The 21,303-nt window shown below is 70.0% G+C and carries 12 protein-coding genes; 6 read left to right on the top strand and 6 right to left on the bottom strand.

The window, feature by feature from the left end:
* Positions 1-71 precede the first annotated feature (71 nt).
* Complete coding sequence (locus tag ACFWSK_RS29050; RefSeq protein WP_383792361.1) at positions 72-1,439, bottom strand: FG-GAP and VCBS repeat-containing protein; 1,368 nt, start codon at positions 1,437-1,439, stop codon at positions 72-74.
* Between the two features lie 341 nt (positions 1,440-1,780).
* Between ACFWSK_RS29050 and ACFWSK_RS29055 the strand changes: the two genes are divergently transcribed.
* The 4 genes from ACFWSK_RS29055 (at position 1,781) to ACFWSK_RS29070 (ending at position 11,718) form a co-directional block, all read left to right on the top strand.
* Positions 1,781-10,867, top strand: a complete 9,087-nt coding sequence (locus ACFWSK_RS29055; protein ID WP_383792365.1) for a DNRLRE domain-containing protein — start codon at positions 1,781-1,783, stop codon at positions 10,865-10,867.
* An 82-nt stretch (positions 10,868-10,949) separates the two neighbouring features.
* Positions 10,950-11,414, top strand: coding sequence for a hypothetical protein (locus tag ACFWSK_RS29060; RefSeq protein ID WP_383792368.1), 465 nt, complete (start codon positions 10,950-10,952; stop codon positions 11,412-11,414).
* A 38-nt stretch (positions 11,415-11,452) separates the two neighbouring features.
* Positions 11,453-11,596: a hypothetical protein gene (locus ACFWSK_RS29065; protein WP_383792371.1), complete on the top strand. Its 144-nt coding sequence runs from the start codon at positions 11,453-11,455 to the stop codon at positions 11,594-11,596.
* Entirely contained in the window at positions 11,593-11,718 is a 126-nt protein-coding gene (locus tag ACFWSK_RS29070; RefSeq protein WP_383792375.1) for a hypothetical protein, read from the top strand. Before ACFWSK_RS29065 ends, ACFWSK_RS29070 begins: the two co-directional genes overlap by 4 nt.
* 376 nt (positions 11,719-12,094) lie before the next feature.
* Here ACFWSK_RS29070 and ACFWSK_RS29075 read toward each other — a convergent pair whose 3' ends face one another.
* Positions 12,095-13,132, bottom strand: coding sequence for a GlxA family transcriptional regulator (locus ACFWSK_RS29075; protein WP_383792377.1), 1,038 nt, complete (start codon positions 13,130-13,132; stop codon positions 12,095-12,097).
* A gap of 71 nt (positions 13,133-13,203) precedes the next feature.
* Between ACFWSK_RS29075 and ACFWSK_RS29080 the strand changes: the two genes are divergently transcribed.
* Positions 13,204-14,568: an MFS transporter gene (locus tag ACFWSK_RS29080; protein ID WP_383792379.1), complete on the top strand. Its 1,365-nt coding sequence runs from the start codon at positions 13,204-13,206 to the stop codon at positions 14,566-14,568.
* Positions 14,569-14,737: 169 nt separating this feature from the next.
* On the opposite strand, the gene ACFWSK_RS29085 is transcribed toward ACFWSK_RS29080, so the two are convergent.
* The 4 genes from ACFWSK_RS29085 to ACFWSK_RS29100 are packed head-to-tail and all read right to left on the bottom strand — an operon-like array spanning position 14,738 to position 20,556.
* The gene (locus tag ACFWSK_RS29085; RefSeq protein ID WP_383792381.1) at positions 14,738-15,904 is read right to left on the bottom strand and encodes an acyl-CoA dehydrogenase family protein; all 1,167 of its coding nucleotides are present in this window, start codon (positions 15,902-15,904) and stop codon (positions 14,738-14,740) included.
* A gap of 32 nt (positions 15,905-15,936) precedes the next feature.
* Positions 15,937-16,878, bottom strand: coding sequence for a hydroxymethylglutaryl-CoA lyase (locus ACFWSK_RS29090; protein ID WP_383792384.1), 942 nt, complete (start codon positions 16,876-16,878; stop codon positions 15,937-15,939).
* A complete protein-coding gene (locus ACFWSK_RS29095; protein ID WP_383792387.1) occupies positions 16,875-18,935 on the bottom strand; it encodes a biotin carboxylase N-terminal domain-containing protein in 2,061 nt (686 codons plus the stop codon). Before ACFWSK_RS29095 ends, ACFWSK_RS29090 begins: the two co-directional genes overlap by 4 nt.
* Positions 18,936-18,948: 13 nt before the next feature.
* Positions 18,949-20,556: a carboxyl transferase domain-containing protein gene (locus ACFWSK_RS29100; RefSeq protein ID WP_383792391.1), complete on the bottom strand. Its 1,608-nt coding sequence runs from the start codon at positions 20,554-20,556 to the stop codon at positions 18,949-18,951.
* Positions 20,557-20,654: 98 nt separating this feature from the next.
* On the opposite strand from ACFWSK_RS29100, the gene ACFWSK_RS29105 reads away from it, so the two are divergent.
* The gene (locus tag ACFWSK_RS29105) at positions 20,655-21,269 is read left to right on the top strand and encodes a TetR/AcrR family transcriptional regulator (RefSeq protein ID WP_383792394.1); all 615 of its coding nucleotides are present in this window, start codon (positions 20,655-20,657) and stop codon (positions 21,267-21,269) included.
* The last annotated feature ends 34 nt before the right edge of the window (positions 21,270-21,303 follow it).

Genomic DNA, 21,303 nt, shown 5'->3' on the forward strand with positions numbered 1-21,303 from the left:
GCGCCGCTGGTGCGGCGACCCGGCGAAGGCAATCCGAAGGAAGGTTAGCCTACCCTTGCTTGCTGTGGGGCTTATTCGGGCAGGCCGCTGATCCCGATGACGATGTACGAGCCGAGGCCCGTCACCCCGCCATTCGCCCCCGGCAGCACCCGCGCCGCGTTCTCCCAGGGCACCAGAACGGTCAACTCGGCCTTCCCGTCACGGTTCAGGTCGCGGACGCGCAGGTCGGAGCCGAACATGTCCTCGGCCACCGTGCCGCCGGCCACGCCGGGAAGCGTCTTGTCGATCATCGCGGAACGCGCGCCGCTCAGCCCGCCGGAGCCGCCGCGGAAGAGGTGTGCCCCGCCCGCGTACTCCTTGGTGCCGACCGACTCGCCCGGCACCCCGACAGCGAGGTCGGCGTATCCGTCGCCGTCGGTGTCACCGGCCGAGAGAGCCGAGCCGAACCCGTCGTTCGGCTCCGCGGCGCCCACCACGCCGGAGGTCGCCTGGCTGAGCTTGGCGCTCTTCGAGCCGGGGCCGGTGGAGGTGCCGTACCAGAGGGTCACCGTTCCGCGGTCGCTGCTCTCATAGGGGTTGGCGACGGCGATGTCCCCGTAACCGTTCTTGTCGAAGTCTCCGATCGTGGCCTCGTGCAGCTCATGCCTGTACGTGCTGGCGATGACTTTGGTCGGACCGGAGGTCAGTCCGCCGGACGTGCCCTTCAGGAACCAGGCTTCCGAGCGCACGGTGATGTCTGTGGCGTGCGTGCCGAGGATGACCAGGTCCGTCTTCCCGTCGCCGGTGACCTTGCCGGCCGCGAGGCCGTCGCTGTACCAACCCCCGCCCTCCTTGTCGTACTTGGTGACGGCGCCGAGGCTGCCGGTTTTGGTGAAGCCGCCCCGGTAGAGGTAGGCGTCACTGCCGCTGATCGCCGCGATGTCGGCCTTGCCGTCGCCGTTGAAATCCCCGGTCGCCAGGTCCCGCCCGAACCACGGGCCGCCGTTCTTGCGGGGCAGCGCGGTCCCGCCGCCCAGCCCGTTGGATGAACCCCAGAGCAGAGTCACCGAGCCGACGGGGGTGGTGCCGGACTCCTCGCTGGGATTGCCGACGACGAGGTCCGCGTATCCGTCGCTGTTCAGGTCGGCGCTCGCCAGTTCCTGACCGAACTGGTCGCCGCCCTCACTGACGCCGGGCACCCCGGCGGAATCCTGGTGGATGAGCTGGGTGCGGGTGGTCAGCCCGGCCGGTCCACCGAAGGTGACGAGGACGGCGCCGCCACTGAAGTCGACGGGGCCGCCGGTCATGCCGCTGTACATGTGCGGCGCCGCCAGGTCGCGATAGCCGTCCCCGTTGAAGTCGTCGAAGTGCTTGGCGGCGGCGGCCGACGCGGGGGAGGTGAGTGTGAGCGGCGTCAGCCCGGCCGTGAGCAGGGCGGCGATGGCGACGGTCGTGCGCATACGGGGTGAACGTGGACGTTGCTGCATGGAAGGGTGTGTCTCCTGCGGTCTTGGTCCGGACACGGCACAGCGGAGACCGTTTTCGTGCGCCGAGGGTTGTACGTGTGCGGCGCGGGAGTCCCGGCTATCAGCGGGTCTGGAATCGAAGGCACCTTAAGTGTGCAATGCCCCGTACGTTCCCACAGTTGACATGAACCCCTCCAGACGCAGTACAACTCTTGCGCCGGTGACGAACGCTGGGGAGCCGGTCCGGTACCGACCGTCACCACCCAGTCGTTTCGCGCACCCCTGCGAAGAGCCTGGTCCGGTGCGGTCCGAAGGCACTGAGGGTGACACACGCGATGTTCGGACCACGCACACGCAGAAATCTGACGACCAGCACGATCACGGTGCTGCTCTTAGCGGGCCTGCCACAACCCGCTTTCGCGGCCCAGGTCGAGGGCAGAGCGCTCGTCGACGGGGTACGGAGCTGGTTCGGGGCCGACGACGGTGACGACGGGGAGAGATCCCGGCCACCCGAGCTCCCCGACGAGGGGGTGCCCGACAACGAACGCCTCCCGGAGGGGCGCGAGGCACCGAAACCGAAGCGGACGGGCGAGCTCAAGGAAAGGCGCACGCCCAGCGCCCGCTACTGGAAGCTCTCCGACGGCCGGGTCCAGGCCGAGGTCTCCGGCACCCCGACGCACTACGAGTCGGGCAAGGACTGGAAGGCCATCGACACGGCGGTGCGCCCCACCGCCCGTGACGGCTTCAGCCACGCCAACACGACCAATGTCGCCGGGACACGGTTCGGTTCCGACCCGGACCGGCTCGTCCGCTTCAGCACCGAATCCGGGCACTGGGTGACCGTCGGCCTCAAGAAGCCGGCGAAGGCGAAGCTCGCTCCCGAGGTGTCCGGCAACGCCGTCACCTACCCCGGCGCCCTGGGCGCGGGAGCGGACCTCCGGTACACCGTGGGCCACGGGTCGGTGAAGGAGGACATCGTCCTCGCCGCCCCGCCCGCCGGCGGCGCCGCGTACACCTTCACCCTCGACACCAAGGGCCTGACGGCCAAGCAGCTCAAGAACGGCGCCATCGCCCTCCACAGCGAGAGCGGCGGACCCGAGCGCCCCGAGCTGGTCATCCCCGCCCCGTTCATGACGGACGCGAGGAAGGACGCCGGTTCCGCGTACGGGACGTCCTCCAGCGACGCCGTCCAGCAGAAGCTCACGGGCACGAAGGGCTCGTACGAGCTGACCCTGCGCCCGGACGCGAAGTGGCTGGCGGCCCCGGAGCGGCAGTACCCGGTGGTGATCGACCCCACCATCTCGATCGCGCCGACGTCCACCCAGTCCCAGGACGTCATGATCTCCTCGGACGACCCCGCCGCGAACTACGACGACAACTGGCGGCTGTCCGTCGGCGCCACGAGCCTCGGAGGGGCCTCCCGAGCCCTGGTGCGGTTCCCGCTGACGGGCGTACCGGCCGGCGTGAAGCTGGACTCCGCCGACCTGAAGCTGTACTACGACCAGACGCACGGCGCGGGTGACACGGACGTCCCCCTGGAGGCGCACCGCGCCACAGCGGCGTGGGACGAGACCACCGCCACCTGGGCCAACAGCAACAACATCACGGGTGAGCTCTCCGGCACCTCGGTCGTCGTCGACGACGGCGACACCGGGACCACCGCGGCCAGGGGCGCCTGGCCCGCGTCCGGGAACGCCGCGTTCACGCAGTACGCGGTCAACAAGGACTACCTGTACAACAAGGACACGGTCGCCGGGGACACGTACACCTGGCAGCCGAAGCTCCCCTCGGACGGCACCTACCGGGTCGACGTGCACAGCGTTCCCGCGTCCGACCGGGCCACGAACGCCCCGTACACCGTGACGTTCGACGGCGGCACGAAGGCGTACACCGTCGACCAGAGTGCCGGTACGGGCGGCGTGTGGAAGACGCTCGGCAGCCACCCCTTCAAGGCGGGCAACGTCGGCAAGGTCGTCCTCGGTGACGGCCCGGTGACCACCTCCACGGGGGTCATCGCCGACGCCGTACGGCTGACCAGGGGCGCCACCGTCACCAAGCGGGCCGGGGTCGTCAACACCTGGCACTCCTTCGGTGTCACCGACACCGTGCAGTCCTGGATCAACGGCACCAACACCAACAACGGCTTCGTGGTCAAGGCCGCCGACGAGTCCGCGGCCGCGCCGCTCGGCGGACCGCGCTACGAGGCCGCCGAATTCGCGTACAAGGGCGAGGGCGCCAACTTCCCGCGCCTCGTGCTGACCTGGGGGCGCCCCGGAGTCACCCTCGACGCGCCCCGGGTCATCCACTCCACCGGGGCCGAGCTGAACTGGTCCGCCTACGCCGACCCGTCCGCGGTTTCGACGGCCGACGACATCGTTGAGTACCAGGTACACCGCAGTGTGTTCCAGACCTTCACGCCGTCCTCGCAGACCCTGCTCGCGCCCGTGGCGCCCACCAGCAGATCGTTCACCGACTCCACCGCCACCCCGACCGCGGCGGACTCGGCGGACACCTTCGGGAACGTCTTCTACTACATGGTCGCGGTGAAGACCCGTGACGGGCAGGTGATCCCGGCACCCACCGAGCTCGTCAAGCTGCCCACCGCGGGCCGGACCACCGTCGTCCTCCAGGGCGACGCGGCGGACACCACGCTCGCCAGCGCCCAGCCCACCACCGGCCACGACGCGATATCCGAGTCGGGGATCGGGCACCCGTGGATGACGGTCGGCAACAACTCCACGACGTACGGCAAGACGCGGGCGCTCCTGAAGTTCCCCTCGCTGAGCGAGGTACCCGCCGGGGCGCGCGTCCTGGAGGCGCAGCTCGACCTGTGGGGCACGACGACGACCACCGGCAGTGCCGGCGCGGTCTACGAACTGCGCGGGCTCACCAGGGACTTCGACGAGGCCGCCGCGAGCTGGAACAACGCCACCGCCACCACCCCGTGGACGGCACCGGGCGGTGACGCCGGAACGGTTGTCGCGGACACCGTGGGTGAGGTCACCAACGACCCCGCCCGCCAGAGCTGGATGCTCACCTCGCTGGCGCAGCAGTGGGTCTCCCAGCCCACGAGCAACAAGGGCGTGGCGATCCGGCTCAAGGACGAGTCCCTGAGCGGACCGCAGGAACGCACCGTGTTCCTGTCGTCCGAGGCCGAGGAGCCGCAGCTGCGGCCCCAGCTCGTCGTCACGTACATCGACAAGTCCACGGCGTCCACGTACTTCGCCCCCGACACCCCGTCGCGGATGATCCCGGGCGACCAGTACGGCATCGACGTCACCCTCACCAACACCACCACAACGGAGTGGAAACCGGCCGACCAGGCCCTCTCGTACACCTGGTCGCTGCCCGACGGCACGGACGCCACCACCGGCGGCAACCAGCTGCAGACCGCGCTGCCGAAGAACGTCCTGCCCGGTGAGACCGTCACCGTCAAGGCGCAGCTGAAGACCCCGATCAACTCGGACTCCGGCAACAAGCGCCTCGACTACGTCCTCAAGTGGGACCTGCGCAACAACACCACGGGCACCTGGCTCTCGGCCACCGAGTCCATCCCGCCGCTCGCGCAGAACGTGCGCGTGGAGGACCCGACCTCCAACCAGCTGGGCATGGAGAAGTTCTTCTCGTACACCGGGAAGAACACCGGCGCAGGCGGCTCGCTCGTCAACAACCTCTACGCGGGCAACACGGTCTGGCAGTACAACGCCCTCAGCAACCCGGGCCGTGGCGTCTCGACCTTCGCGCGCTTCGCCTACAACTCGCTCGACACCTCGGACACCGTCCTGGGCCACGGCTGGTCGGCGCAGGCCGCCTCGCCGCTGCGCCTCGGCGCCGCGCTCGACTTCCACCCCAACCCGAACCCGCGCGAGGTGACGCTGCCGGACGGCGACGGCACCTCGCACATCTTCCGCAAGCAGGACGACGGGTCGTGGAAGGCGCCCGCGGGCGTGCACTACCTGCTGGAACAGGGTTCCGGCGTGGACTGCACACCGAACAAGGACGGTGACCCGCAGGCGTGGTCGCTGACCCGCCCCGACCGCACGCGGTTCTTCTTCGACTGCGACGGCTATGTGACCTCGACGGTGGACAAGAACGGCAACACGCAGCTGTTCACCTACGAGGAGCGCAAGTCCAACAACAAGCCGGTCAAGTTCCTCCGCTACATCACCGACCCGGCCGGCCGGCAGTCGCTCACCCTGGACTACTACTCCAAGGCCGACAGCAGCAACCCCAAGATCATCGACCACCTCAAGTCGATGACCGACATCTCGCAGCGCAAGCTGACCTTCGCGTACTCGGACAAGGGGCTGCTCACCAAGCTCACCGACGGGGCGGGCTCGGCCCAGCCGAAGGTGTTCCTCTTCGAGTACGACGCCACCCAGGGCAACAAGAACGTCAAGCTGGTCAGGACGACCGACCCGCGTGGCAACGCCACCTCGCTCGACTACTACTACCCGAACGAGGGCGACGACCCGAAGTTCCACTGGTACACCCAGCAGATCACCGACCGCCTCGGCGGCACCACGGGCTTCGTGTACACCGACCCGGACGGCAGTGCCGGCTCGGTGATCGAGACCAAGGTGACGGACGCGGAGAACCACGTCACCACCCAGGTGCTCGACGGGTACGGGCGTTCCACGCAGATCACGAACGCCAAGTCGGAGACGACGAAGTTCCACTGGGACGCGGACAACAACGTCGACCGCCTGGAGGAGGCCAACGGCGCCGTCTCCACCTGGACGTACGACGCGAAGACCGGCTACCCGCTGTCCACCAAGGGCGCCGAGGCGAGCAAGAACGGCACCCCGGCGGGCACGTACACCTACCAGACGGGGCTCAACGGCCACATCGCCGACATCTGGCAGCGCAGGTCGCCCGAGGGCAGGACCTGGCAGTTCGCCTACGACCCCAAGGGCAACCTCACCTCCGTCACCGACCCGAAGGGTCTCGCCACCACGACGGAGGGCGACTTCACCACCACGTACGAGTACGACGTGCACGGTCAGATGACCAAGGCACTCGACGCCAACGGGCATCCGAGCTTCAACAGTGACTTCCAGCCCACCGGCTATCCCGGCGCCATCACCGACGCGCTGGGCGGCAAGGCGAACTTCACCTACGACGAGCGCGGCAACGTCACCAAGGTGGTCAACGCCAAGGGCGCCCAGGTGACCCAGAGCTACGACACCTTCGGGCGTCCACTGGAGAAGAAGGAGCCCAAGGACCAGGCGGCGGGCGATGTCATCATCACTCCCGCGGCCGTCTACGACGCCAACGACAACATCACCAAGGTGACGCAGCCCAACGGCTCGTTCTCCACCTCGGTGTACGACAAGGCCGACCAGGTCAGCGAGACCGTCCTGCCCAAGGACGAGCCGACCGACCCGGAGCGGAGGACCACGTCGACGTACGACAAGGTCGGCAACGTCCTCACCACCACCGAGCCCAAGGGCAACCTGACGCCCGAGGCCGGTGACTTCACGACGACGGTCCGGTACGACTCGGTCTACCAGCCGGTCGAGGCCGTCAACGCGCTCGGCAACAAGGTGTCGACGACCTACGACAACGTCGGCAACATCACCAAGGTCGTCGACGCCCGGAAGAACGCCACCCCGGACCCGGACGACTACGCGACCAAGTACACCTACGACCAGAACCACCGGATCGTCAGCACGTCGGACGCGGTCGGCAACACGACGTCGGCCAGGTTCGACCTGGACGGCCTCACCACGTCGATGCGCGACGCCGAGGGCAACGAGTCGCTCGCGACGTACGACGAGCGTGGCGCGCTCATCCAGTCGAAGGTGGTCAAGGACAAGGACGCGTCCGGCAATCCCATTCACCGGACGGTGAAGTACGAGTACGACGAGGTCGGCAACCCGGTCCGGACCCTCACCCCGCGGGCGCTCTCGACGACCGACGACACCACCGACTTCACGGCGGAGACGGTCTACGACGAGCTGAACCGGGTCAAGGAGGAGGTCTCCCCGTACGACAAGGACGACCCCCGCTACGGCACCCCGGACCGTACGTACTACTCCTACGACGCGGTCGGCAACCTGGCCGAGGTGTCGGCACCGCCCTCGCAGGGCCAGACCACCCGGAACAAGACCACGTACAGCTACTACGACAACGGCTGGACCAGGTCGACCACCGACTCGTGGGACATCACCACGTCCTACGACTACAACACGCTCGGCCAGCAGACCAGGAACACCCTGACCTCGGCCGGCGGTTCCCAGCAGCGCACCATCACCACCGACTTCTATCCCTCGGGCAACAAGAAGTCGCGCAGCGACGACGGTGTCCCGGTCGGCAAGTCCGTGGTGCTCGTGGACAGTTCCGACTTCCACAACACCGCGACCCAGGGGAACTGGAGCAGGACCGCAGCCGAGCAGAACTACGGCTACGACACCTACTCGCACCCCGCAGGGTCCGGCACCTCGCAGTTCGTGTGGCAGCTGAACTTCCCGCAGAGCGGCACGTACGAGGTGTTCGTACGCCACCCGAAGGTGACGGGCGCGGCCTCCGACGCGAAGTTCCAGGTCGCGCACGACGGCGGCACCACCACCAAGACGGTCAACCAGACGCAGAACACGGGCGCCTGGGTGTCCCTGGGCAGCTACGCGTTCGTCGAGGACGGTCCGCAGAAGATCACACTGACCGACAACGCGAACGGCACGGTGCTGGCCGACGCGGTGAAGCTGGTGCGCTCCAACACCGGCGAAACCGACACGGAGAAGAAGGACTTCTCCTACCGCTACGACGCCAACGCCAACCTGATCGAGGTCGGTGACCGGTCTCCGAACCCGAAGGTCGACACCTACAAGATCGCGTTCGACGGCCTCAACCGCATCGGCAAGGTCGAGGAGGTGACAGCGGGGGCGGTGAAGAACACCACCGCTCTGACCTACGACGAGAACAGCAACCCGCTCACCTCGACACATGACCTGACCTGGTCGAAGCTCGAGTACGACGCGCGCGACATGGTCACCAGGGTCACCAACGCGGACTCGCCGACCGCCGGGAATCAGCAGATCTCGGCCTTCAGCTACACGGCCAGGGGCCAGCTGCTCAAGCAGACCAAACCGAACGGCAACACGGTCGACCTGACCTACTTCCAGGACGGTTCGATCAAGCGCCAGCTCGAGAAGACCGCCACCGGTACGGTCGTCGCCCAGCACGACGTGGAGTACACGCTCAACGGGCACCGCTCCAAGGACGACCTCAAACTGATGAACGCCGACAACGCGTCGGAGTACTTCGACAACACGTACACCTACGAGTACGACCCGCAGGACCGGGTGGCGAAGGTCCTCAAGACGGGGGACTCCTCGTCCACGGAGACCTACAGCTACGACGGCAACAGCAACATCGTCGAGCAGTCCGTCGCAGGTGAGTCCACGACCCACCGCTACGACCGCAACCGCCTGCTGTCCTCCTCGTCCGGCGGGGTGACCAACACCTACAACTACGACCCGCTCGGCAGGCTCGACACGGTCTCCGCCGGCGGACAGAGCATCGAGAAGTACACGTACGACGGTTTCGACCGGACGGCGAAGCACCGGGCCGGCTTCGGGGCCGCGGCGCAGACCACGACGTACGCCTACGACCCGTTCGACCGCACCGTCAGCCAGCAGGCCAGCGGTACCGAAGGCAAGACGACCGCCTTCACCTACCTGGGCATGGACTCCACGGTCCTGCGGGAAACGGTCGACGGGAAGGCCGACAAGTCCTACCAGTACGCCCCGTGGAACCAGAAGCTCACCCAGATCAAACACAAGGACGACGGCAGCAAGGAACTGTCGCAGTTCACCTACCACCCGCGTGGTGACGTCGAGGCGATCACCAAGGACGACGGCAAGACCCGGGCCACGTACGGATACACGGCCTACGGTTCCGACGACACGTCGCAGTTCTCCGGGGCGGACAAGCCGGACGCGGCCAACCCGGAGAAGGAGTCGTACAACGCGTTCCGGTTCAACGCGGCCCGCTGGGACGGGGCGTCCGGCACGTACGACATGGGCTTCCGCAACTACGACCCGGGTCTCAACCGGTTCCTGACCCGGGACATGTACGGTGGCGCGCTCGCCGACATGTCGCTGGCCACGGACCCGTTCACCGGCAACCGTTACGCGTTCGCCGGCGGCAACCCGATCAGCTTCGTGGAGCTGGACGGTCACCTGTTCGGAATGTCGTGGTCGGACATCGGGCACGCGGCACTCGACGTCGTCGGGCTGATCCCGGTCGTCGGCGAGGTCGCGGATGTCGCCAACGGACTCTGGTACCTGGCCGAGGGCAACTACGTCGACGCGGCCCTGTCGATGACCTCGGCGATCCCGCTCGTCGGGTACGGGGCAAGCGCGGTCAAGGCCGGCCGGTACGCGGCCAAGGGCGTCGACGCCCTGGACACGGCCAACGACGCCCGCAAGGCGTCGGACAACGCCGGTGACGTGGTGGACGCGGCGACGCCGCCGAAGCCCAAGGACACCACCCCGGACAACCCCACCCCGAAGGCCGAGACGACCGCACCGAGCTGCAAGGTGAACAGCTTCGTCCCCGGCACGAAGGTCGTCATGGCCGATGGCAGCCACAAGGCCATCGAGGAGCTGGAGGTCGGCGACCGGGTCACGGCGACGGACGTCGAGGGCGATGACACCCGAGGCCGCGTCGTCACCGACACCCGCTCGCACGAGGGCGACAAGCACCTGGTGACGCTGACCGTGGAGAGCAAGGAGGAGTCGGGCAAGAAAGCGAAGGGCAAGATCACCTCGACGGCGGGCCACGAGTACTGGCTGCCGGCCGCAGGCCGCTGGGTGAAGGCGGGTGAGCTGGAGCCCGGTACCTGGCTGCGCACCGCCGCCGGTACCTGGGTGCAGGTCACCGCGGTCGAGCACACCAACCGTCATGCCCGGGTGTACAACCTCACGGTCGACGGCGTGCACGACTACTACGTGCTCGCCGGTGGTCTCGACCTGCTCGTCCACAACGGCTGCGGTCCCGGTGGACAGGACCGTGCCCCCGCCGGACACCAGTACCAGGGTGGCGAGTACAAGAACCTCAAGGACCCGAGCAGTCCGCCCGGGAAGCCGCGCAACGTGCCCGGTACGGAGATCAACCACATCCCGCCGGACTCCGTGACCGACTTCGCGTACGGTGATGGTCCGGCGATCCAGATGGACTACCTGGACCACCGTGCGGTGTATTCGACCGGGTCGGCGCGCGCCGCGAAGGCATGGCGTGCCTGGCAGAAGGAGCTCATCGGTTCGGGCCGGATCGACGAGGCCGTGCAGATGGACATCAATGACATCAGGCAGAGGTTCGGAACCAAGTACGACAGTGCGATCAGACAGATGGTCGACGGACTGGCCAACAATCCGGCGTACCAGGCACTGAGAACGGTGCCCGGCACCATCGGCTGACGGACGCAAGCACCATCCACAGTGGGGCGGGGAGCCGGACCAGGCCCCCGCCCCACCCCCCTTTTATTGATGGGAGAGCAGGATGAACCTCGAAGTGGTGCCCCCGGAGGGCGTGGGCCCGGTCCGGATCGGCATGACGATGGACGAGGCCAGGAGCGCCCTTGCGGCGATCGAGGGCTACGAGCCCGGCCCGCCAGGCTCCGAGAGCCTCACCGCCACGTACGCGAGCGGTATGTCGATCGAGCTGGAACCGGCCCCCGGCGGCACGCTCGGGGCGATCCAGGTCTACCGGCCGTACGCCCCGCTCCGCGTCGAATACCGGGGAATCGACCTTCTCCGTACCCCGGCCGCCCGGGTCGTCGAACAACTCGGTGCGCTCACCGAACTGGAGGAGGACGAGGGCGGCCGGAGCTATGTCGCCTCCGATCTGCTGCTGTCCCTGTGGCGCCCGTTCGTGGACGACGACAACCCCGAGGAGGAGCAGGGCCACTACTTCCAGTCCGTGCTGGTGGCCCAACCGGGCTACTACGACGGTCCGATGGGCTGAGGCGTGCGTCGGCGACGGTGGTGTCCCCGCTCGTCTTCATGGAGATCGAACACATCGCCACCCGCAATGTCGACCGGCGGGCCGCGCATGCGGTCAATGACTGGCTGCTCGGTCAGGAACGCGCCATGAGGGTGCTCGTTCCCGACGTCTCGGCCGGCACGTTGCGCTTGCCGACGCGGTGAACGCGGTTCTGGCCGAGGCGTACGAGACCGAGTACATCCTGACGCTTGACCGCCGGGACTTCCGCGCCGTGCGACCGCTGACCGGCCACAAAGCGTTCCGGCTACTGCCCGACGACCTCTGAGGCCGGGCCGGCGATATCGGTTGCACACCTGGCTCCGGGCGGGGAACAGTGCCGCTTGTACGGAGGCTTTCGTCCACGGCGGGGGCAGACAGGTGTGCGTGCTGGACGCGGCAGCCAAGAGGGCTGAGGTCGACCGATTCCTTCGTCAGTACGCGCGAGCCGTACGAGCCGACAGCGGGCACCCCGCACTGCGCGGCTGCGAGGAGGTCGTCTGGTCCGCGATCCCCGGATGCCCGGCCGGGATACCGGTCCTGCTCCACGGCCTGCTCGACACGGCCAGTGCTCCTGAAGCCGCGCGCGTGCTCACCAACGTCCTGATGGACGGGGTCTTCCGGCTGAGCTCCGCCGCAGGCCGCGGGGTGCCGAAGGGCTCCCGTCAGGCACGTTCGGTACGCCAGGTGGTTCGCTCGGCCGGCTCGTCGCCGGGAGGTGCCTTGTCCGCGCGGAAGGCGCGCCGGTAGGCGGCGGGCGTGGTGCGCAGGGCCTCGTGGAAGCGTCGGCGCAGGTTGACGGCCGAGGAGAGGCCGACCCGGCGCGCGATGGTCTCCACCGGCAGGTCGGTCTCCTCCAGCAGCGCCCGGGTGGCGGCGATCCGCCGGTCCAGCAGCCAGCGTCCGGGACTGATGCCCAGCTGCTCCGTGAAGCGCCGGGTCAGCGTGCGGGCCGAGACCTGGGAGCGGACCGCCATCTCGGCGACGCTGACCGGCTGGTCCAGCCGCCCGGCCAGCCACTCCAGCAGCGGGGCCAGCGTGTCGGCGACCGGTCCTGAGGTGGGCAGTTCGGCGTACTGCAGCTGGCAGCCCTCGCGATGCGGCGGCATCACCATCTGGCGGGCGATCCGCATCGCGTACGCGGCGCCCTGGTCCGTGCTCACCAGGTGCAGGCAGAGGTCCACGCAGGCCGCCGATCCGGCGCTGGTCGCGACGTCGCCGTGGTCCACGTAGAGCACCGCGGGGTCGACCCGGACCTGCGGGAACCGGGCGGCCAACTCGGCGGCCCGGGCCCAGTGGGTGGCGGCCCGCCGGCCGTCCAGCAGCCCGGCGGCGGCGAGCACGAAAGCGCCGGAGCAGATGCCGACGATCCGCGCGCCGCGCCGGTGCGCCCCGCGGACCGCCGCGACCACCGCCGGCGGCACCTCGGTGCCGGGCGCCTGCTGCCAGCCGGGGACCAGCACGGTGTCCGCCCGCTCCAACGCGTCCAGGCCCGCCGTGACCAGCAGGTCGTAGCCGGCCTCGGTGCGCACCGGGCCAGGGTGCTCGGCGCAGACCTCGAACGCATAGCGGGCGGGGATCGCCGGACCGTGGTCACCGAACACCTCGGTCGCGCAGGCCAGCAGGAAGGCCGACTGCGGGGGCTGGAGCAGGGCCACCACCCGATGCGGCGCCGGGGACTTCGGCAGCGAGCGAGGCGTCATGGCGCGAAAGTACCTCATCACGTCGTTCGAGACACTGGGGTTATTGATTGGTCCAGTCCAGCATCTGATCTGTGACCACCTCGCAGACACCGACACACAGCCAGACACAGACCCAGACACACGGCCAGACCGCCCGGAGCGATCCGCCGGCCGTCCGGCCGCCCGCCCGTCCCCCGTTGTGGGACCGGCGCTTCACGCTCTACTTCACCGCCCGCACCGTCTCGATGTTCGGCGACGCGATGATGCCGGTGGCCACCGCGCTCGCCGTCGGCGCGCTGTACGGGGTTTCCGGGGTCGGCTTCGTCCTCGGCACCTGGACCGGGACCTTCGTCCTTCTGGTCCTGTTCGGCGGGGTGTTCGCCGACCGGTTCGGCGCGCGCCGGCTGATGGTCTGCGCGGACCTCGTCCGGGTGCTCACCCAGGGTGTGCTGGCTGCCGCGTTCTTCGCCGGGCCGCCGCCGTTCTGGCTGCTGGTGACCATGGCGGCACTGGCCGGTGCGGCCGTCGCGATGTTCCTGCCGGGGGCTAACGGGATGGTCCCGCTGGTCGCCGCCGAGCCGCAGCGGGCCAACGCCACGCTCAAGGTGGCCGACGCGCTCGCCCACCTGCTCGGCCCGGCCCTGGCGGGGGTGCTGATCGCGCTGACCGGCGCCGGGGCCGTGTACGCGATCGACAGCGGCACCTTCCTGCTCAGCGCGCTGTGCCTGGCACTCATCCGGCTCGCCCCGGCCGACGTGCCCACCGACACCCCGGCCGGTGCCGACTCCGCCGCCCGCACCGGCAGTGCACTCCTTCGCGACCTGCGCCAGGGCTGGCAGGAGTTCCGCTCCCGCACCTGGATGTGGGCGGTGATCCTGATCTGGGTGGGCTACGGCGTGCTGCTCTTCGGCCCGCTGGTACCGCTCAGCTCGGCGCTGGTCGGCGCCCGGCTCGGCCCGAACGCCTACGGCCTGGCGGTGTCCTTCCTCGGCGTCGGAACGGTGCTCGGCGGCCTGCTGGCCCTGCGGCTGCGCCCGGCCCGGCCGCTGGCCGCGGGCGCGGTGGCGATGGCGCTGTACACCGCGCTGCCGCTCTGCGTGGCGCTGGACGCCGGCCTGCCGGTGCTGCTTGCGGGCCACGTTCTCGGCGGCGGCGCCTTGGCGTTCTGGTCGGTGATGTGGGCGACCAGCGTGCAGACCCACACCCCGCCCGCGGTGCTCAACCGGGTCTCCGCGTACGAGCTGGCCGGTTCGGTGTCCGGGATCGCGCTGGGCCAGATGCTGGCGGGGCCGGCCATCGCGCTGGCCTCCCCGGGGCGGCTGCTGCTGGTGTCGGCGGGCGCCTGCCTGGCGGGCTGCGTGGCGCTGCTCGTGACTCCGGCGATCCGCACGCTGCGCCGCGCCGTTCCGATGGACGGCGGCAAGCCCGGGGCGCCGGGCGGCCCGGACGGAGAATGAGCTGTGCGCTGCCTGGGCCGATGGGCGGCTTGACCGGCTGATCCGTCCGAGCGGAAGGCCGCCGTGCGCCGCGTCACCGCACGCGCACGGCGGCCTCCTCGCCGAAAGCCAAGCCGAAAGCCGAAAGCCAAGCCGTAAGCCGTAAACCGTAAGCAGCAAGCCCCAAACGTCAGGCCGGCAGCCCCAGTTCGCGGGCGATCAGCATCCGCTGCACCTCGCTCGTGCCCTCGCCGATCTCCAGGATCTTGGAGTCGCGCCACATCCGGGCCACCGGGTACTCGTTCATGAAGCCGTAGCCGCCGTGGATCTGGGTCGCCTCGCGGGCGTTGTCCACCGCCACCGTCGACGAGTACAGCTTCGCGATCGCCGCTTCCTTCTTGAAGGGCTCGCCCGCCAGCAGCCGTGAGGCCGCGTCGCGCCAGCCGATGCGGGCCATGTGGGCGCGCATCTCCATGTCCGCGATCTTGAACTGGATGGCCTGGTTGGCGCCGATCGGCTTGCCGAAGGCGTGCCGCTCCGCCGCGTACTTCACCGACTCGTCCACACAGCCCTGCGCCAGGCCCGTCGACAGTGCCGAGATGGCGATCCGGCCCTCGTCCAGGATGCGCAGGAACTGCGCGTAGCCGCGGCCCTCCTCGCCGAGCAGGTTCGCGGCGGGGACGCGCACGTCGCTGAAGGACAGCTCGCGGGTGTCCGAGGCGTTCCAGCCGACCTTGGAGTACGGGGCGGCGACCGTGAAGCCGGGGGTGCCGGACGGCACGATGATCGCGGAGATGCGCGGGGCGCCGTTCTCCTTGCGGCCGGTCACCGCCGTGACCGTGACCAGCTCGGTGATGTCCGTACCGGAGTTGGTGATGAAGCACTTGGAACCGTTGATCACCCACTCACCGGTCGCCTCGTCCAGCACCGCCGTCGTGCGGGTGCCGCCCGCGTCCGAGCCGCCGTCCGGCTCGGTCAGGCCGAACGCGCCGAGCGCCTCGCCCGAGCAGAGCCTCGGCAGCCACTGCCGCTTCTGCTCCTCCGTGCCGAAGCGGAACACCGGCATCGCGCCCAGCGAGACCCCGGCCTCCAGGGTGATCGCCACGGACGAGTCGACCCGGGCCAGTTCTTCGAGGGCGATGCCGAGGGCGAGGTAGTCGCCGCCCATGCCGCCGTACTCCTCCGGGAACGGCAGACCGAACAGTCCCATCCGCCCCATCTCCCGCACGATCTCGTACGGGAACTCGTGGCGCTCGTAGAAGTCGCCGATCTTCGGCGCGACCACGTCGTGCGCGAACGCCTCGACGGTGCGGCGCAGTTCCTCGTGCTCGGCGGTCAGCCGGTGGTCCAGGGACATGGTGGTGTTCACTCCTTGTGGGACTGCGCTTGTTACACCGAGAGTGCGCGGACGGTACGTGAAGGGCTGGGTCGGCCCAGTTGTTCGGCGAGCCACACGCTGGTGGCGGTGAGCTCGGCGAGGTCGACCCCGGTGTGGATGCCGAGACCTTCGAGCATCCAGACGAGGTCCTCGGTGGCGAGGTTGCCGGTCGCGCTCTTCGCGTACGGGCAGCCGCCGAGGCCGCCGGCGGAGGCGTCCACGGTCGTCACCCCGTGCTGGAGCGCGGCGAGGGTGTTGGACAAGGCCTGTCCGTACGTGTCGTGGAAGTGCACGCCGATGGTGCCGGTGGCGACGCCCGCCTCGTTCAGCGCGGAGAGCAGGGCCCGGACATGGCCCGGCGTGGCCACGCCGATCGTGTCGCCGAGCGAGAGCTCGTCGCAGCCGAGGTCCATCACCGCCCTGGCGACGCGGACGACCTGGCCGACGGGGACGGGCCCCTCCCACGGATCGCCGAAGCACATCGACAGATAGCCGCGCACATGCACCTTGTCGGCCTTGGCGCGGGCCACGACCGGCTCGAACATGGCGAGCGACTCGTCGACGGTCCGGTTGAGGTTGCGGGCGGCGAACGTCTCGGTCGCCGACCCGAACACCGCGATCCGCCGCGCGCCGAGCGCGAGGGCCCGGTCGAGGCCGCGTTCGTTGGGCACGAGGACGGGAAGCGAGACGTCCCCGACGTCCGCGATGTCGCCGAGCATCGGGAACAGCTGCTCCGCGTCCGCCAGCTGGGGCACCCACTTCGGGTGGACGAAGCTGGTCGCCTCGATCGTGGTGAGCCCGGCGACGGCCAGTCGGCGGATGAACTCCGCCTTCACCTCGGTCGGGACGACCGTCTTCTCGTTCTGAAGTCCGTCGCGGGCCCCGACCTCGTGGATGCGGACCCGGGGCGGCAGGCCCTCGGCGGGGACCCGCATGGGAAGTCCCTCGGTCATGATTCCTCCCTGGCGGTCACGACGGCCAGCACCTGGTCCATGGCGACGGTGGCGCCCGCCGTGACATCGAGTTCGGTCACGGTGCCGGCGTGCGGCGCGGAGATGACGTGCTCCATCTTCATCGCCTCGACGACGAGCAGGCTCTGCCCGGCGGTCACCTCGTCCCCGACGGCCACCTTCACCACCGTGACGGTCCCCGGCATGGGCGCGGCGAGCGTGTCGAGCCCGGAGCGTCCGGCGCCGCTGAGGGACGCCTCCACCGGGTCGTGGTCCTGGACGTGCCAGGTGTCGCCGTCCCGGCCCAGCCAGCTGCCCTCCGGCGACGCGGCATGGTCGAACGTGTGGGTCAGCCCGTCGATCTCGACGGTGACCCGGTGGCCGGACCCGACGACGAGCCGGACCGCCTGCGCACCGGGCTGCGGCGGGACCGGCCCGCAGGCGTCGGCCTGGACGTCCTCGGCCCGGCCGCTGTCCACGGTGGGCCCGAGCGTCAGCTCGGCACCCGTCGGCCAGGGGCGCAGAGCGGTCCGCACCGGCTCGTGCCCGGGGACCCGGAAATGGCGGACGGCCGGGGCCGGGGTGCCGCCGAGGCGCCAGCCGTTCGTTACGGAGAACGGGTCGGCCCAGGCGTCCGGCGCGGGGGCGGGGGAGGAGTGCCTGAGCAGTGCCGCCGCCCCGTAGACCTCTTCCGGTACGCCGTCGGGGACCAGCCCCGCCACCTCGCGCTCCACCAGCCCGGTGTCCAGCTCGCCCGCGGCCACCAGCGGGTGGGCGAGCAGCCGGCGCAGGAAGCCCGCGTTGGTCGGGACGCCGAGCACCACCGTGTCGGCGAGGGCCGCGCGCAGCCGGCGCAGGGCCGTCGCCCGGTCGGGGCCGTACGCGATGACCTTCGACAGCATCGGGTCGTACGTGCTGCCGACCGGCACACCCTCGCTGAGGCCGGAGTCCGTGCGGACCCCGTCGCCCTGCGGCTCATTCAGCCGCAGCACCGTACCGCCGGAGGGCAGGAAACCGCGGGACGGGTCCTCGGCGCAGACGCGGGCCTCGATGGCATGGCCGGTGAGCGTGATGTCGTCCTGCTTGTACGGCAGTCGCTCACCGGCGGCGATCCGCAGCTGCCACTCGACGAGGTCGAGTCCGGTGATCAGCTCCGTCACCGGGTGCTCGACCTGGAGACGGGTGTTCATCTCCATGAAGCAGTACGCGGCGGGGTCGTCGCCCGGGACGATGAACTCCACCGTGCCCGCGCCCACATAGCCGCAGGAGCGGGCCGCCTGCACGGCCGCCTCGCCCATGGCGGCCCGGGTCGCCTCGTCGAGGAGTACCGAGGGTGCCTCCTCGATGATCTTCTGGTGGCGGCGCTGGAGGGAGCACTCGCGCTCACCGAGGTGCACCACGTTCCCGTGGCCGTCGGCCAGGACCTGGATCTCGATGTGCCGGGGCCGGTCGATCCACCGCTCCACCAGCAGTGTGTCGTCGCCGAAGGAGGCGCGGGCCTCGCGCCGCGCCGCCGCGATCTCCTCGGCGAGCAGGCTCTCGTCGCGCACCAGCCGCATGCCCTTGCCGCCGCCGCCCGCCGAGGGCTTCAGCAGGACGGGCATGGCGATCTCGCGGGCGGAAGCGGCCAGTTGGGCGTCGGTGAGTCCGCTGCCCGAGGAGCCGGGAACGACCGGCACACCCGCCGCCGCGACCGTCTCCTTGGCCCGGATCTTGTCGCCCATCAGCGAGATCGCGGAGGCGGGCGGCCCGATGAATACGAGTCCGGCCTCCGCGCACGCCTGCGCGAAGCCCGCGTTCTCGGCGAGGAATCCGTATCCGGGGTGGACGGCCTCGGCGCCGGTGCGCCGGGCGGCGTCCAGCAGCCGTTCCACGGAGAGATAGCTCTCGGCGGCGGGTGCGGGCCCGATCCGTACCGCCGTATCGGCCTCCCGTACATGCCGGGCGTCCGCGTCCGCGTCGCTGAAGACGGCGACCGACCGCACACCGAGCTCGCGCAGGGTCCGGATGACCCGGACCGCGATCTCGCCACGGTTGGCGACCAGAACAGTGCTGAACATGGAAGTCCTCACATCACATCCGGAAGACGCCGAACTGGGGGTCACCCAGGGGGGCGTTGGCACAGGCGGTCAGAGCGAGCCCCAGCACCTGCCGGGTCTCCAGCGGGTCGATCACCCCGTCGTCCCACAGCCGGGCGGTGGCGTAGTACGCGTTGCCCTGCTGCTCGTACTGGGCGCGGATCGGAGCCTTGAAGGTCTCCTCGTCCTCGGCGCTCCAGTCGTCGCCGAGCTGGTCGCGCTTGACGGTGGCGAGCACCGAAGCGGCCTGCTCGCCGCCCATGACGGAGATCTTCGCGTTGGGCCACATCCACAGGAAGCGGGGGCTGTAGGCCCGCCCGCACATCGAGTAGTTGCCCGCCCCGTAGGACCCGCCGACCACCACGGTCAGCTTGGGCACCCGGGTGCAGGCCACGGCGGTGACCATCTTCGCGCCGTGCTTGGCGATGCCGCCGGCCTCGTAGTCGCGGCCGACCATGAAGCCGGAGATGTTCTGGAGGAACACCAGCGGGATGCCGCGCTGGTCGCACAGCTCGATGAAGTGGGCGCCCTTCTGGGCGGACTCCGAGAACAGGATGCCGTTGTTCGCGACGATGCCGACGGGGTGGCCGTGGATCTGCGCGAAGCCGGTGATGAGCGTGGTCCCGTACTCCGCCTTGAACTCCGCGAAGCGCGAGCCGTCCACGACCCGGGCGATCACTTCCCGTACGTCGTAGGGCGTCCGCGAGTCGACGGGCACCGCCCCGTACAGCCCGGCGGGGTCGACCTTCGGCTCCTCGGCCGGCCGCACCGGCCACGGAAGCGGTGCGCGGTCCGGCAGGGTGGCCACGATGTTCCGCACGATCCGCAGGGCGTGGGCGTCGTCCTCGGCGAGGTGGTCGGTCACGCCCGAGGTCCGCGAGTGCACCTCGCCGCCGCCCAGCTCCTCGGCCGTCACGACCTCGCCGGTCGCGGCCTTCACCAGCGGCGGTCCGCCGAGGAAGATCGTGCCCTGGTTGCGGACGATCACGGCCTCGTCGCTCATCGCGGGGACGTACGCCCCGCCTGCCGTGCAGGAACCGAGCACGGCGGCGATCTGCGGGATGCCGGCGCCCGACATCCGGGCCTGGTTGTAGAAGATCCGTCCGAAGTGCTCCCGGTCCGGGAACACCTCGTCCTGAAGGGGCAGGAAGGCGCCGCCCGAGTCGACGAGGTACAGGCAGGGCAGCCGGTTCTCCAGCGCCACCTCCTGGGCCCGCAGATGCTTCTTCACCGTCATCGGGTAGTACGTGCCGCCCTTGACGGTCGCGTCATTGGCGACGATCACGCACTCCCGGCCGCTGACCCGGCCGATTCCGGCGATCACTCCCGCCGCCGGGGCGGCGCCCCCGTACAGCCCCTCGGCCGCCAGCGGTGCCAGCTCCAGGAAGGGCGAGCCCGCGTCGAGCAGGGTGTCCACCCGCTCACGGGGCAGCAGCTTGCCGCGCGCCACATGCCGGGCGCGGGCCTTCTCACCCCCGCCGAGACGTGCCGTGGCGAGCCGCGCCCGCAGCTCGTCGGCGAGCGCGTGATGCGCCGCCTCGTTGGCCTGCCAGGCCTCCGAGGCGGGATCGGCCGCGCTCGCCAGGACCGGTGCCTGCTGCATCGTTCGAGCCCCCTTGCCCGTACCGCACTGGTTAATGACCGTTAACGCATTGCGCTCAGGTTAACGAGCGCTAACGGCCCTGTCTAGAATGAATCTCCATGAGCACCCATGCCACCGCCCGAGTCGCGGCTCCCACCCGCCGCGAGCAGATCCTCCGGGAGGCGGCGCGCCTCTTCGCCGAGCGCGGCTTCCACGGAGTGGGCGTCGACGAGATAGGGGCCGCCGTCGGTATCAGCGGCCCCGGCCTCTACCGGCACTTCCCCGGGAAGGACGCGATGCTCGCCGAACTGCTGGTGGGTATCAGCGAGCGCCTCCTCGACGGTGGACGGATGCGCGTGTCGCAGGACGCGGCGGCCGGCGACGGCTCGCCGGAGTCGCTCCTCGACGCGCTCATCGAGGGGCACATCGACTTCGCCCTCGACGACCGCCCCCTGATCACCCTCCACGACCGCGAGCTGGACCGCCTCCGGGAAGCCGACCGCAAGCGGGTGCGCCAGCTCCAGCGGCAGTACGTCGAGGTCTGGGTCGAGGCGGTCCGCGCCCTGTACCCGGCCCTGGCCGAGGCCGAGGCCCGGATGACCGTCCACGCGGTCTTCGGCCTGCTCAACTCCACGCCGCACCTCACCGGCGCCCTCCCGGACCGTGACGCGACGGCTGCGCTGCTGCACCGGCTGGCGCGCGGAGCCTTCGCGGCGGCGGCCTCCCGGGCGTAGTCCGCGTAGGCCGTCGGAGCCACCCGCCGTCCGT

It is taken from the genome of Streptomyces sp. NPDC058620, assembly GCF_042717135.1.
In the GTDB taxonomy this organism is placed as follows: domain Bacteria; phylum Actinomycetota; class Actinomycetes; order Streptomycetales; family Streptomycetaceae; genus Streptomyces.